11 protein-coding genes and 1 pseudogene are annotated in these 13,346 nt (G+C 74.6%); 3 read left to right on the plus strand and 9 right to left on the minus strand.

Translation table 11 applies throughout. The features are described 5' to 3' along the window. Window positions 1-15: 15 nt before the first annotated feature. From helR to PGN05_RS09605, 8 genes and pseudogenes are all read right to left on the minus strand, one after another. A complete protein-coding gene (gene helR, locus PGN05_RS09570; RefSeq protein ID WP_419752298.1) occupies window positions 16-2,172 on the minus strand; it encodes an RNA polymerase recycling motor ATPase HelR in 2,157 nt (718 codons plus the stop codon). 192 nt (window positions 2,173-2,364) lie between these two features. After that, the gene (locus PGN05_RS09575) at window positions 2,365-3,009 is read right to left on the minus strand and encodes a class I SAM-dependent methyltransferase (RefSeq protein WP_419752299.1); all 645 of its coding nucleotides are present in this window, start codon (window positions 3,007-3,009) and stop codon (window positions 2,365-2,367) included. Between the two features lie 2 nt (window positions 3,010-3,011). After that, window positions 3,012-5,402 (minus strand): ATP-binding cassette domain-containing protein, encoded by a 2,391-nt coding sequence (locus tag PGN05_RS09580; protein WP_419752300.1) that lies wholly within the window; start codon window positions 5,400-5,402, stop codon window positions 3,012-3,014. 157 nt (window positions 5,403-5,559) lie between these two features. Continuing rightward, the gene (locus tag PGN05_RS09585; protein WP_419752301.1) at window positions 5,560-5,970 is read right to left on the minus strand and encodes a VOC family protein; all 411 of its coding nucleotides are present in this window, start codon (window positions 5,968-5,970) and stop codon (window positions 5,560-5,562) included. A 5-nt stretch (window positions 5,971-5,975) separates the two neighbouring features. After that, window positions 5,976-6,443 carry a helix-turn-helix transcriptional regulator gene (locus PGN05_RS09590; protein ID WP_419752302.1) on the minus strand — a complete coding sequence of 156 codons (468 nt, stop codon included), beginning with the start codon at window positions 6,441-6,443 and terminating at the stop codon, window positions 5,976-5,978. Continuing rightward, entirely contained in the window at window positions 6,440-6,667 is a 228-nt protein-coding gene (locus tag PGN05_RS09595; protein WP_419752303.1) for a toxin-antitoxin system YwqK family antitoxin, read from the minus strand. Before PGN05_RS09595 ends, PGN05_RS09590 begins: the two co-directional genes overlap by 4 nt. Before the next feature lie 31 nt (window positions 6,668-6,698). Beyond that, window positions 6,699-7,673 (minus strand): annotated as a pseudogene (locus PGN05_RS09600) (sigma-70 family RNA polymerase sigma factor); the annotation flags it as partial. Between the two features lie 68 nt (window positions 7,674-7,741). Next, window positions 7,742-9,394 (minus strand): hypothetical protein, encoded by a 1,653-nt coding sequence (locus PGN05_RS09605; protein WP_419752304.1) that lies wholly within the window; start codon window positions 9,392-9,394, stop codon window positions 7,742-7,744. 222 nt (window positions 9,395-9,616) lie between these two features. On the opposite strand from PGN05_RS09605, the gene PGN05_RS09610 reads away from it, so the two are divergent. Together PGN05_RS09610 and PGN05_RS09615 are read left to right on the plus strand one after the other, a co-directional pair. Then, window positions 9,617-10,921, plus strand: a complete 1,305-nt coding sequence (locus tag PGN05_RS09610; protein ID WP_419752305.1) for a sensor histidine kinase — start codon at window positions 9,617-9,619, stop codon at window positions 10,919-10,921. Continuing rightward, window positions 10,909-11,553 (plus strand): response regulator, encoded by a 645-nt coding sequence (locus PGN05_RS09615; protein WP_419752306.1) that lies wholly within the window; start codon window positions 10,909-10,911, stop codon window positions 11,551-11,553. Before PGN05_RS09610 ends, PGN05_RS09615 begins: the two co-directional genes overlap by 13 nt. 61 nt (window positions 11,554-11,614) lie before the next feature. Here PGN05_RS09615 and PGN05_RS09620 read toward each other — a convergent pair whose 3' ends face one another. After that, on the minus strand, window positions 11,615-11,980 hold the full coding sequence (locus PGN05_RS09620; protein WP_419752307.1) for an MmcQ/YjbR family DNA-binding protein: 366 nt from the start codon (window positions 11,978-11,980) through the stop codon (window positions 11,615-11,617). Window positions 11,981-12,058: 78 nt separating this feature from the next. Between PGN05_RS09620 and PGN05_RS09625 the strand changes: the two genes are divergently transcribed. Next, window positions 12,059-13,300, plus strand: a complete 1,242-nt coding sequence (locus PGN05_RS09625) for a GNAT family N-acetyltransferase (protein WP_419752308.1) — start codon at window positions 12,059-12,061, stop codon at window positions 13,298-13,300. The last annotated feature ends 46 nt before the right edge of the window (window positions 13,301-13,346 follow it).

The raw sequence follows: 13,346 nt of genomic DNA on the forward strand, positions 1-13,346 counted from the left end.
CCCTCCTCCCGCGCCTCAGCTGGTGAGGACGACGAGCTGCTGGGTCGCCCGCGTCATCGCGACGTAGCGGTCGACCGCGCCCTCGATGCCGGTGCCGAACCGCTCCGGGTCGACGAGTACGACCAGGTCGAACTCGAGCCCCTTGGCCAGCTCCGGCGTCAACGACCGCACGCGGGACGTCGCCCGGAACGCGGGCGCGCCGATGACGCAGCCGATCCCCTCCCCCTCCGCGTGCTCTTCCAGCCAGCTCTCGACGATCGAGCCCAGCTCCGACGCTGACCCGTGGACGACGGGGACCCCGCTGCTGCGGATGGAGGTCGGCACGTTGGCGTCCGGCAGCACGGCCCGGATGACCGGCTCGGCCTCGGCCATGACCTCGGCCGGCGTCCGGTAGTTGATGCTGAGGCCGGCCACCTCCACCCGGCCCAGGCCGATCCGCTCGAGCCGCTCCTGCCACGACTCGGGGAAGCCGTGCCGGGCCTGGGCGCGGTCCCCGACGATGGTGAGACTCCGGGAGGGGCAGCGGAGCAGCAGCATCTGCCACTCCGCGTCGGTCAGCTCCTGCGCCTCGTCGACGACGACGTGCGCGAAGGGGCCGGCCAGCACGTCCGGCTCGGCGGCGGGCAGGGCGGCCTCGTCGACCAGCGCGTCCCGGAGGTCCTGGTGGCGCAGGCTGGTCATCAGCAGCAGCTCGGAGTCGTCCGCCGAGATCAGCTCGTCGATGACGCCGGCCATGCGCTCGTGCTCGGCGGCGACGACGGCCTCCTGGCGGCGCCGGCGCCGGAACGCCTCCGGATCGCCGAGCCGCTGCCGTGCCGCGTCCAGGAACGGCAGGTCGGAGACCGTCCACGCCCGGGCGTCGCGGCGCTGCAGCGCCGCGACCTCGTGGGGGCCGAGCCAGGGCGCGCACCGGCGCAGGTAGGCCGGCACCGACCACAGGTCCCCGACCAGGTCGGGCGCCTCCAGCACCGGCCACGCGCGGTTGAACGCCGAGACCAGGTCCCGGTCCTGCAGCAGCGCCTTGCGGACCAGGTCGGGCGAGACGTCCTCGTCGTCGTGCGCATCACCGAGGATCGTGAGCAGCGCCTCCCAGACCTGCTCGCGCGCCTCGTTGTGCGGCGTGCCGGGATCCGGCGCCTCGAACGCCTCGGCCCAGTCGTCGGGGCCCAGCCAGACGTCGGACCAGGGAGTCGCCACCGTCATGCCCGTGGTGGGCGGCTCCTCGTAGAACCGCACCGCCGCCTCGACCGCCCCGACCAGGTCCGCGGAGGACTTCAGGCGGGCCACGTCCGGGTCGGTCTCGACCGCCGCCCGCGCTCCCTCCGGGACGAGGTCCCGCAAGGTGCAGGTCTGCACGCCCTCCTCGCCGAGGCTGGGCAGGACGTCGGCGACGTAGGCCAGGTACGGCTGGTGCGGCCCGACGAACAGCACGCCGCCCCGGTGGGAGCCCAGACGCGGGTCGGAGTAGAGCAGGTAGGCGGTGCGGTGCAGGGCGACGACGGTCTTCCCGGTCCCCGGGCCGCCGTCGACGACGAGCGGGCCGGCCGATCCCGCGCGGATGATCGCGTCCTGGTCGGCCTGGATGGTGCCGAGCACGTCGCGCATGCGCGGCGAGCGGGTGCCGCCCAGGCTGGCGATGAAGGCGGACTGGTCGTCGAGCGCGGCGGCGTGCCCGTCGAACCCGTCCGGGGTGAACACCTCGTCCCAGTAGTCGGTGATCCGGCCGCGGGTCCAGCGGTACCGGCGGCGGCTGGTCAGCCCCATCGGGTGGGCGTGGGTCGCGCCGAAGAACGGCTCGGCCGCGGGCGAGCGCCAGTCGACCAGCAGCCGGCGGCCGGCGCCGTCGGTGAGGCCCAGCCGGCCGACGTAGACCGGCTCGGGGTCGTCCGCGCCGACCATGTGCCCGAGGCACAGGTCGAGGGCGAAGCGACGCAGGGTGCGCAGGCGAGCGGTCAGCCGGTGGATCTCCAGGTCCCGGTCCAGCGCCTCCTGGCCGGTGCCGCCGGCGGAGCGGCGCTCGGCGTCGAGGCGGTCGGTCAGGTCGGCGATCGACTGCTGGAGGCTCTCGGCGACGGCCGCGAAGTGCTCCTCGTCGCGAGCGATCAGCGCCGGGTCGGCCTTGGGTGACAGGTGGTCGGGCAGGTCGAACGCGCTGGGGGTCCTCGGTGTCACGTCATCGGCTCCGCTCGACGTGCCCGCGGAGCCCGGTGTCGGCGAGATCAGAAAGCAACTCATCGTCCCCATCCCCGCAGGTCTCGGCTTCAGGCCGGGCGATTCTGCGGCCTCCCCGGGGTCTTGCCACAAGCCCCCGGGTGCGCTATACGTTCAAGTGGGACGGGAAGTGCTGATGGTCCCGTGGCGGGTTCAGACCCGCCTGATCGTCGCGAGCCAGGCCGGTGCGCCGGAGGCGTGGAACCTCGTCTCGACCCGCTCCGGCTCGACGGCGACGACGTCCCAGCCGCCGGCGCGGGGGAACGCCGCCCTCAGCTCGTCCTGGCTGACGGGGTGCGGGCCGACGTCGGGACCCTGGTCGGCGAAGCAGAGCACGTACAGCCTGCCGCCGGACCCGGTCACCGACGCCAGGCCGGCCACGTACCCGGGCCGCTCCTCGGGGTCGAAGGTGTGGAACAGCCCGGAGTCCAGGACGGTGTCGAACCGGCGCCCCAGCCGCTCCAGGTGCAGGGCGTCCGCGATTGCGAACTCCGCCGGGAGCCCCCGCTCGGCGGCCTTGGCCCGGGCCATCGCGACGGCCGTCTCCGCCACGTCGACGCCCAGGACCGGCAGCCCCAGCGCGGCGACGTGCAAGGCGTTCTCCCCCGATCCGCACCCGGCGTCGAGCACGTCGCCGGCGAACCCGCCCGCGGCCGCGACGCGCACCACCGCCGGCTGCGGGCCGTCGACGTCCCACGGCGCCGGGCCGTCCCGGTAGGACGCATCCCAGGGCAGCCCGGTCGTGCGCTCGTGGCTCGTCGGCTGCCGACCGCCGAACGGGTCGTCCTCCCCCGCCACGGTCAGCTGCCGACGTAGGCCGCGAGGTGCTCGCCGGTGACGGTGGAGCGGCCGGCGACCAGGTCGGCCGGGGTGCCCTCGAAGACCACCCGGCCGCCGTCGTGACCGGCGCCGGGCCCCAGGTCGATGATCCAGTCGGCGTGCGCCATGACCGCCTGGTGGTGCTCGATGACGATGGCGGACTTGCCGGAGTCGACGAGCCGGTCCAGCAGGCCGAGCAGCTGCTCGACGTCGGCCAGGTGCAGGCCGGTGGTCGGCTCGTCGAGCACGTAGACGCCACCCTTCTCGGCCATGCGGGTGGCCAGCTTCAGCCGCTGCCGCTCGCCGCCGGACAGCGTGGTGAGCGGCTGGCCGAGACTGAGGTAGCCCAGCCCGACGTCGGCGAGCCGGTCGAGGATGGCGTGCGCGGCCGGCGTGCGCGCCTCCCCGTCGGCGAAGAACTCCTCGGCCTCGGTCACCGACATCGCGAGCACCTCGGCGATGTCGCGGCCGCCCAGCGTGTACTCCAGCACCGACGCCTGGAACCGCTTGCCCTCGCACTCCTCGCACGGGGACTCGACGGTGGCCATGACCCCGAGGTCGGTGAAGATCACCCCGGCGCCGTTGCAGGTGGGGCACGCGCCCTCGGAGTTGGCGCTGAACAGCGCCGGCTTCACGCCGTTGGCCTTGGCGAACGCCTTGCGGATCGGGTCCAGCAGCCCGGTGTAGGTCGCCGGGTTGCTGCGCCGCGACCCCCGGATCGCACCCTGGTCGACCGACACCACGCCGTCCCGGCCGGCGACCGAGCCGTGGATCAGCGAGCTCTTGCCCGAGCCGGCCACGCCGGTGACGACGACGAGTACGCCGAGCGGGATGTCGACGTCGACGTCGCGCAGGTTGTGGGTGCCGGCGCCGCGCACCTCCAGCACCCCGGTCGGCGTGCGCACCGACGGCTTGAGCCGGGCGCGGTCGTCCAGGTGCCGCCCGGTCAGCGTGCCGCTGCTCCGCAGGCCCTCGAGGCTGCCCTCGAAGACCACCTCGCCGCCCTCGGTGCCGGCGCGCGGGCCGAGGTCGACGACGTGGTCGGCGATCGCGATGGTCTCGGGCTTGTGCTCCACGACGAGCACGGTGTTGCCCTTGTCCCGAAGCTGGATGAGCAGGTCGTTCATCCGCTGGATGTCGTGCGGGTGCAGGCCGATCGTGGGCTCGTCGAAGACGTAGGTGACGTCGGTGAGCGACGAGCCGAGATGGCGGATCATCTTCGTGCGCTGCGCCTCGCCGCCCGACAGCGTGCCCGAGGGCCGGTCGAGGGAGAGGTAGCCCAGCCCGATCTCGTTGAACGAGTCGAGGAGGTGCTGCAGCCCGGCGAGCAGGGGGGCGACCGACGGCTCGTCGAGCGCCCGGATCCAGTCGGCGAGGTCGCTGATCTGCATGGCGCACAGGTCGGCGATGTTCTTGCCCTGGATCTTCGACGACAGCGCCTCCTGCGTGAGCCGGGTGCCCCCGCAGTCGGTGCAGGTCGTGAACGTCACCACCCGCTCCACGAACCGCCGGACGTGCGGCTGCAGCGCGTCGACGTCCTTGGAGAGCATCGACTTCTGGACCTTCGGGATCACGCCCTCGTAGGTGAGGTTGATGCCCTCGACCTTGATCTTGGTCGGCTCCTTGTAGAGGAGGTCGTGCATCTCCTTCTTGGTGAACCTGCCGATCGGCTTGTCCAGGTCGAGGCCGATGCCCTGGAAGAGGCGGCCGTACCACCCGTCCATGCTGTACCCGGGGACCATCAGGCCGCCCTCGTTGAGGGTCTTCGACTCGTCGTACAGGGCGGTGAGGTCGAAGTCGTTGAGCGAGCCCATGCCCTCGCAGCGCGGGCACATGCCGCCGAGCCGGTTGAAGGTCACCTTCTCGGCCCGGGTCTTGCCCTCGCCGCGCTCGACGGTGATCGCACCGCTGGCCCGCACCGACGGCATGTTGAACGAGTAGGCGTTGGGCGAGCCGATGTGCGGCTGCCCGAGCCGGCTGAAGAGGATCCGCAGCATCGCGTTGGCGTCGGTCGCGGTGCCGACCGTCGAGCGCGGGTTGGCGCCCATCCGCTCCTGGTCGACGATGATCGCCGTCGTCAGGCCCTCGAGGAGGTCGACCTCCGGCCGCGCCAGGGACGGCATGAAGCCCTGGACGAAGGCGCTGTAGGTCTCGTTGATCATCCGCTGCGACTCCGCGGCGATCGTGTCGAAGACCAGCGAGCTCTTGCCCGACCCGGAGACGCCGGTGAACACCGTCAGCCGGCGCTTCGGGATCTCGACGCTGACGTCCTTGAGGTTGTTCTCCCGCGCGCCGAGCACGCGGATCAGGTCGTGGCTGTCGGCGGCGTGCCGCGCGGGCGACTGCCCGTCCGTCCTCGTGGCCGTGGTCATCGGATCTCCCTCTGTCGGACGGTCGCGGCCGCGCGGGCGCGACACCGGTCGCTTTCTACCGGACGGGCGGTGCGGGCCGGGACGGCACGACGCCCGAACGGGGGACGCCGGCCGGGATCCTGGCCGGCGTCGGTCGCCGTGCCGAGCGGTGGACCACTCAGCGCAGCTCCTGGATGCGGAGCAGGTTGCCCGCGGGGTCGCGGAACGCGCAGTCGCGGATGCCGTACGGCTGCTCAGTCGGCTCCTGCACGACCTCGGCGCCGCCGGCCTGCAGCCGGTCGAAGACGCCGTCGAGGTCCTTGGTGGCCAGGATGAGGCTGGCGTAGGTGCCCTTGGCCATCATCTCGACGATGGTGCGGCGCTCCTCGTCGGTGACGCCCGGGTCGGCCCCCGGCGGGTAGAGGACGACCGAGGTGCCCGGCTGGTCGGCGGGGCCGACCGTGATCCAGCGCATGCCCTCGTAGCCGACGTCGTTGCGGACCTCGAAGCCGAGGGTGTCGCGGTAGAAGGCCAGGGCGGCGTCGGGGTCGTCCTGCGGGAGGAAGGTCTGGTGGATGGTCAGGTCCATGTCGATCACGCTAGGAGCGGCGCGGCGACGGGGGCTTCTCGATTCCTGACCGGTCTGGTGACCTGCTTCGCCACGCACGAGGGGATCCCCGCGGTCGCCTCCGCCGCCTGCCGCCGGTAGGTGCTGGGCGGCACGCCGACCAGCTCGGTGAAGCGGGTGCTGAAGGTGCCCAGCGACCCGCAGCCGACGGCGAAGCAGACCTCGGTGACGCTGAGGTCGCCGCGGCGGAGCAGCGCCATCGCCCGCTCGATGCGCCGGGTCATCAGGTAGGAGTACGGCGACTCCCCGTAGGCCTGCCGGAACTGCCGGCTGAGGTGCCCGGCCGACACGTGCACGCCGCGCGCGAGCGCCTCGACGTCCAGCGGCTGGGCGTACTCCCGGTCGATCCGGTCCCGGACCCGCCGCAGCAGCGCGAGGTCGCGCAGGCGCTGCGTCTCGGCGGGCCGGGCGGCCGGCGGCGGGGCCGGGCTCATCCGCGCTGGGTGACCTTGTAGGGGGCGCCGGACTTGTCGTAGGTGGTCCACTCCCCCACGCCCCGGCCCCGGTCGAAGTGGCCCGACCGCAGCATGGTGCCGTCGAGCCGGAACCACTCCCAGTAGCCGTGCGGGCGGCCGTCCACGACCGGCCCGCGGGCCCGCAGGGAGCCGTCGCGGTGCCGTTCCTCGTGGACGCCCTCGGTGAACTCGGTCTGCGGCATCAGGTCCCCGTCCTCGGTGGTGGCGGCCCGGTCAGTCCAGCTCGGCCGGCAGGCCCAGCCGCACGAACAGACCCGTGTCGAGGTCGAGGAAGCTCGAGATGTGGGCGATCTTGCCCTCGCGCACCTCGAGCACGTGCAGAGCCCACGGCTCGCGACCGCCCCCTTCCCGCGGCCGGTACTGGGCGAACGCCGGAGCACCGTTGGCCCGGGTGGGCAGCACCCGCGACCCGCGGCACTCCGAGCCCGGCCCGAGCATCCAGGTGCCGATGTCCTCCGGCCCCTGCAGCCACATCTCGAACGGCGGCATGTGCTGCGTGGCGTCCTCGTGCAGGAGCTTGACGAAGGCGTCGATGTCGTAGCGCTCGAAGGCCTCGACGTAGCGGTCGAGCAGCTCGCGCTCGTCGTCGTCCAGCGGCTGGGGGTCGAGCTCGCCGCCGACGGCGGCCAGCGTTGCCCGGGCCCGCTGCAGGGCGCTGTTGACCGACGCGACCGTGGTCTCGAGCAGCTGCGCCACCTCGTCGGCCTTCCACCGGAGCACGTCGCGGAGCAGGAGCACCGCCCGCTGCCGGGGTGGCAGGTGCTGCAGGGCGGCGACGAACGCCAGCCGGATCGACTCCCGCTGCACCGCCTGCTCGGCGGGGTCGGTGTCCTCGGAGACCACCTGCCGGTCGAGGATCGGCTCCACCCACGCGGTGCCCGGCCGGCGGGCCGCGAGCGAGGCCTCGACCGGCTGCCACGACGAACCCCCGACGTCCATCGGCAGCGCCCGCCGCTGGCGGCCGGACAGCTGGTCGAGGCAGACGTTGGTCGCGATCCGGTACAGCCACGACCGCAGCGCCGACCGGCCCTCGAAGGCGGCCAGCCCGCGCCAGGCGCGGACCATGGTCTCCTGCACCGCGTCGTCGGCGTCGAACGCCGAGCCGAGCATGCGGTAGCAGTAGCCGGTCAGCTCGCGGCGGTGCTCGAGCAGTCGCGGGTCGAACTCGGTGTCGACGGCCGTCACGGGTTCCTCCTCGGACTCAGGGGCCGCGCCAGCTCACCACAGGGCACCGACACAACGGGAGGGGTCGCGGCCTACTGGTAGCTGATCAGCTGAGGCCGGGGGCTGACCTGGGCGATCGTCTCCTCCGGGGTGAGCATCGGGACGTCCTCGTCGTAGAAGTTCTTCCACCCCCAGGCCACGGCGTCCGGCGCCGTCTGGCGCAGCGTCCGCCAGGTCGCCTGCTTGTCGCCCTGCCCGCCCTGGCCGTCGGCGTGGACCATCACCGCCAGCTCGTCCCGGGAGGTGTCCAGCCGCTCGCGCTCGGGGATCATCCGCACCTGGAACTGGTGCAGCACCAGCAGCTTCTGGGGCAGGCCGGCGGCCCGGGTCAGGTCGGCCAGCCAGGTGACCACCGCGTTCACCTCGTCGATCGGGACCGAGCCGATCTGCGACAGGTGCACCTGGTTGGGCGCCAGCCGCCACTCCGGGTCCAAGGCCAGGCCCACGTGCGGCAGCTCCAGCAGCGAGCGGTACTGCTCGGCCTGGGTGACGAAGTCGGTGCGCCCCGGCTGCAGGTCGAGAACGACGTAGAGCCCGGCCTCGCCCGCGGCCTCCACCCACGGCCGCAGGTCCTCGGCCGGCACCTCGGTGGAGTAGTTGCCGTCGGGGCCCGCGAACGCCGAGGCCACCGTGGCGATGATCTCGAAGGCCGGGACGACGGCGGCGTCGGGCACCAGCGCCTCGTAGGGCGCCGCGTGCGCCTGGGCCCGCTCCACCGAGGCCGCCGCGTCCTGCTCGCCGAGGACGCCCAGCGCGCCGCTGCCCGGGAGTCCGTAGAGGGCGACGAGGAAGTGCTGCGGGAAGAGCAGCTGCCCGCCTCCCGGCAGCTGCTCGCCGGTGGCCGCCGTCGCCAGCTTCCAGTCCAACCCGTCCTCGCCGGTGTACTCGGGGCCGAGCGCGACCACGGCGTCCGGCTGGGTCTCCCCCAGCAGGCCGATCAGGTCGGCGTCGCCGCGCGGGTCGGTGCCGCCGGTCAGGTGGACCGACGCCCCGGCCGCCCGGGCCGTCGCGATGCCGGCCAGCGCCACCGGGCTCGCGGTGCTCACCACCAGGGTGCCGTCGAGGGGCTCCGCGCGCGTGACCTCGGGCAGCGGCTCGACGTCGGCCGTCGCCTCGTCGCCCGCGGCGGGCTCGTCCCCGGCGAGCAGCGCGACCGGCTGCCCGGGATCGAGCCCGGCGACCGCGGCCGGCCCCTCGTCGGCGGCCACCTCCTGGCCCTCGCCCAGGTCGAGCCCGGTCACCTCCGCGACCGCCTCCGCCGTCGCCGGGACGGCGACCACTGCGCGCTCGGGACCACCCGCGCCCTCCGCCTCCCCCACCGCGAGGACCGTCGCCGTCCCCAGCCGCTCCAGCTCGGCGGCGAGCGCGTCGGGATCCGAGCCGTCGGCCGGTTCCACCAGCAGGGGGACGCCGAGCCCGACGGCGGCCGACGCGCCCAGCAGCGTGCCGGCGGCGTCCCCGTCGCGGGTCACGACGGCGACCTCGGCGGTGTCGAACAGGGCGCGGCTGGTCGAGGCGGCGGCGGCGACGGCGTCCCCGTCCGCGACCAGCGTGAGCCGCGCGTCGGGCACCGAGGTGCTCGCCTCTGCGGACCCCCGGGAGGGCTCCTCCTCCTCGCCGCCGGACCCGCAGCCGGCGACGAGCAGGACCGTGATCAGGGCGATCGGCACCGCAGGACCGCGCACGCGGCTCCCTCCCCCGCCGGGCACCGGTCGCGCGGCGGCGCGACGAGTTCGGCGCGCCCGGCTCCGAGGACCCTAACGGGGCGGGGGTGCTGGACACCGACCGTGCCACGCCGGAGCATCTCGACCCGAGATGACCAGCGCACGCCTGTCGGGGCAGCCCGACACCCGATCGACCGGCTGGCGGGATGGGGCCGGGGCCCTCCCGCGGCCAGGCTCGACGGCATGACCGACACCGCCGTCCTGTCGACCGTGTCCGCGCCCCCGCCGTCCGTCGTCCCCCGCCGGACGCGGCTCCAGCAGCTGGGCCTGGACACCGGCTACTCGCTGCTGTCCTTCCCGCTCGCCATCGCGGCGTTCGTCCTCGTGGTCACCGGCCTCGCGGTCGGCGCGGGGCTGCTCGTGGTCTGGGTCGGCGTCGCCGTCCTGGCCGCCACCCTGCTCGCCGCCCGAGGGCTGGCCGCCGTGGAGCGGGCATGGCTGCCCGGGGTGCTCGGGGAGCCCGTTCCGCACCCCGCCTACGCCCGGCCCGAGGGCAGCCGCCTGCGCCGGCTGACCACCCCGCTGCGCGACCCGCAGTGCTGGCTGGACGCCCTGCACGCGCTGCTCCGGTTCCCCTTCGCGATCCTCGCCTTCTCCGTGACGGTGACCTCCTGGGCCGGCGCGCTCGGCGGGCTGACCTACGCCGCGTGGGGCTGGTCGCTGCCCGACGGTCCCGACGACCAGGACCTGCCCGAGCTGCTCGGCTTCGGCGACGGCTTCGGCAGGCGGATCGTCTTCTACGCCGTCCTCGGGGTCGTCTTCGCGCTGCTGCTGCCCTTCGCGGTCCGCGCGGTGTCGGTGCTCCAGGCACAGCTGGGCCGGGCGCTGCTCACCTCCCGGGCCGCCACGCAGGCGGAGATCGGCCGGCTCGCGCAGGGCCGGGACGCCGCCGTCGCCGCCGAGGCGGTCGCGCTGCGCCGGTTGGAGCGCGACATCCACGACGGCCCGCAGCAGCACCTGGTGCGCCTGGGCATGGACCTCTCCCGCGCCCAGCGCCAGCTGGACCGCGACCCGGCGGCCGCGCGGGCCACCCTCGGCGAGGCGGCCGGCCTGGCCAAGGAGGCCCTGGAGGAGCTGCGGGCGCTGTCCCGCGGCATCGCCCCGCCCGTGCTCGCCGACCGTGGCCTGGCCGCCGCGCTCGCCGCGATCGCGGCCCGCTCCCCCGTGCCGGTGGAGCTCTCCGTCGACCTCCCGCAGGGCCGGCTGGCCCCGGCCGTGGAGAACACCGCCTACTTCGTCGTCAGCGAGGCCCTGGCCAACGTCGCCAAGCACAGCGGCGCGACGACCTGCCAGGTGGTGGTCGTGGCCACCGGCCCGGCGCTGCGGGTGGTCGTGGAGGACGACGGCAGCGGCGGTGCCGTCCTCGCTCCGGGGCACGGCCTGGCCGGGCTGACCGACCGGCTGCTCGCGGTGGACGGCGTCCTCACCGTGGAGAGCCCGCGCGGTGGGCCCACCCGGCTGGTGGCGGAGCTGCCGTGCGGGTCGTGATCGCCGACGACTCGGTGCTCCTCCGAGAGGGGCTGGTGCGCCTCCTGGAGGAGGCCGGGACCGACGTGGTCGCGGCCGTGGGCGACGGGCCCGCACTGGTCCGGGCGGTGGCCGAGCACCGCCCGGACGTCGCGGTGGTCGACGTCCGGATGCCGCCCACGCACACCGACGAGGGACTGCGGGCCGCGGTCGAGGCCCGCGCCGCGGCACCCGGGACGGCGGTGCTCGTGCTCTCCCAGTACGTCGAGGTGGCCTACGCCGACGAGCTGATGGCCGACGGCCGCGGCGGGGTCGGCTACCTGCTCAAGGACCGGGTCACCGACCTCGACTCGTTCCTGGCCGCGCTGACCGACGTCGTCGCCGGCGGCACCGTGCTCGACCCCCAGGTGGTCGCCCAGCTGTTCGCCCGCCGGCGCGCCGACGACCCGGTGCGCCGCCTGACCCCGCGCGAGCGGGAGGTGCTCGGGCTGATCGCCGAGGGGCACTCCAACAGCGCGATCGCGCGGCGGCTGGTGGTCACCGAGGGCGCCGTCGAGAAGCACACCCAGCGGATCTTCGCCAAGCTCGGCCTCAGCCAGGACGAGGACCAGCACCGCCGGGTGATGGCGACCCTGGCCTATCTGCGGGGCTGAGAGAGGACCCCCTGCCCCCCACCACTCGCACGCTCGCGGCGGGCCCCTGCAGGGGGCCGGCTCACGGCTCGCCCGGCGCGGGCCGCTCGGTGGCGTCGTAGGTCGAGCGCAGCTGCGCCGGCGCGCGCAGCCGCCACGCCTCGGTGAGCAGCTCGGCCAGCTCCTCGCGGTCGGTGGCGGCGAGGTCGACGACGACCATCGTGGAGTTCCGGTAGTGGTGCGGGACCGAGAAGACGCCCGGCCGCTCGGCCGCCAGCTCACGGTTCTCCCCCTCGGCCAGCCGGATGGCCACCCAGCTCTCGTCGGGCGGCATCGAGGCGAAGATCTTGTCGCGCACCCGCAGGCAGGCCATGTCCCAGGCCGGGCGCTCGGTGGTGTCCGGGAGGGCGAGGGCGACGGCACGGACGTCGTCAGCGGTGGCGGCCACGGGCCGGATGGTGGCACCGGGGTCCGACGGGAGGGAACTCGTTCGCGAACCGTCGGTGGCTCCCGGTAGACACGCCCGGTGACCGATCTCGCCGACGCGCTGCGCCCCGCGACCGCCGAGGAGTGGCCGGCCTTCAGCCGCGCGCTGTTCGCCGCCTTCGCCGAGCCGGGCCCCAGCTCGTTCACCGACGCCGTCCCGCCCTACGCGGAGCTGGACCGCTCGCTCGGGCTGTGGGACGCCGACCGGGTGGTGGCGACGTCGGGCGTCTACAGCCGGTACCTCACCGTTCCGGGCGCCGTCGTCCCCTGCGCCGCGGTCACGTGGGTGACCGTGGCGCCCACCCACCGGCGGCGGGGCATCCTGAGCGCGATCATGCGGCGCCAGCTGACCGAGCTGCACGAGCAGGAGCGCGAGCCGGTGGCGGCGCTGTGGGCGTCGGAGTCGTCGATCTACGGCCGGTACGGCTACGGGGTGGCGAGCTGGAAGGGCAACCTCGGCGGGCGGGTGCAGCGGATGGGGTTCCGGCCGGACGTCGACCTCGGCGCGGGCCGGGTCGACCTCGTGCCGGTCGAGGTGTACCGCGCCGCCGCCGCGGACCTCCACGACCGGGTCCGCCGGCAGGTGCCCGGCAACCTCGCCCGCGACGAGCGCTGGTGGGACCGCGCCCTGCGCGACGAGGCCGACCAGCGCTCGGGCGCAACCGAGCGGCGCCACCTCCTGCACACCGAGCCCGACGGCACGGTCACCGGCTACGCCGCGTACCGGGTCAAGGGCGCCTGGACCGAGGACAGCGAGGCGGACGGCACCGTCGTCGTCGAGGAGGTCCGCAGCACGACTCCCCCGGCCCACGCGGCGCTGTGGCGCTTCCTGCTGTCAGTCGACCTGGTGCGCAACCTGCAGGCCTCGATGGCCTCGCCCGACGACCCCCTCCGGCACCTGCTCGCCGACGCGCGCGCGCTGCACAGCCGTCCGGTCGATGCGCTCTGGGTGCGGCTGGTCGACGTCGGCCGGGCGCTGGCGGCCCGCCGCTACCCCGCGCCGGTCAACCTGGTGCTGGAGGTCCGCGACTCGTTCTGCCCGTGGAACGACGGGCGCTGGGCGCTGACGGCGGGCCCGTCCGGCGGCTTCTGCGGGCAGACCGACGCCGACCCCGACCTCGTGCTCGACGTCGAGGCGCTGGGCGCGGCCTACCTCGGCGGGGTCTCGCTGGCGACGCTGCAGGCCGCGGGGCGGGTGACCGAGGTCAGCCCCGGCGCCGTGACGCACGCGGCGACGGCGTTCCGGTGGCCGGTCACCCCGTGGTGCCCGGACGAGTTCTGAAGAGGACCCCGTCCTCCCCACCCTTCGCCAGCTCAGGGCGGGACCC

The sequence above is a fragment of the Geodermatophilus sp. CPCC 206100 genome, assembly GCF_048569675.1.
Classification (GTDB): Bacteria; Actinomycetota; Actinomycetes; order Mycobacteriales; family Geodermatophilaceae; genus Geodermatophilus.

Coding starts and splice junctions, on each gene's coding strand:
- PGN05_RS09585 (WP_419752301.1), bottom strand. CDS start 5,970: ATGGACCTGACCATCCACCAGACCTTCCTCCCGCAGGACGACCCCGAC.
- PGN05_RS09595 (WP_419752303.1), bottom strand. CDS start 6,667: ATGCCGCAGACCGAGTTCACCGAGGGCGTCCACGAGGAACGGCACCGC.
- PGN05_RS09590 (WP_419752302.1), bottom strand. CDS start 6,443: ATGAGCCCGGCCCCGCCGCCGGCCGCCCGGCCCGCCGAGACGCAGCGC.
- PGN05_RS09610 (WP_419752305.1), top strand. CDS start 9,617: ATGACCGACACCGCCGTCCTGTCGACCGTGTCCGCGCCCCCGCCGTCC.
- PGN05_RS09580 (WP_419752300.1), bottom strand. CDS start 5,402: ATGACCACGGCCACGAGGACGGACGGGCAGTCGCCCGCGCGGCACGCC.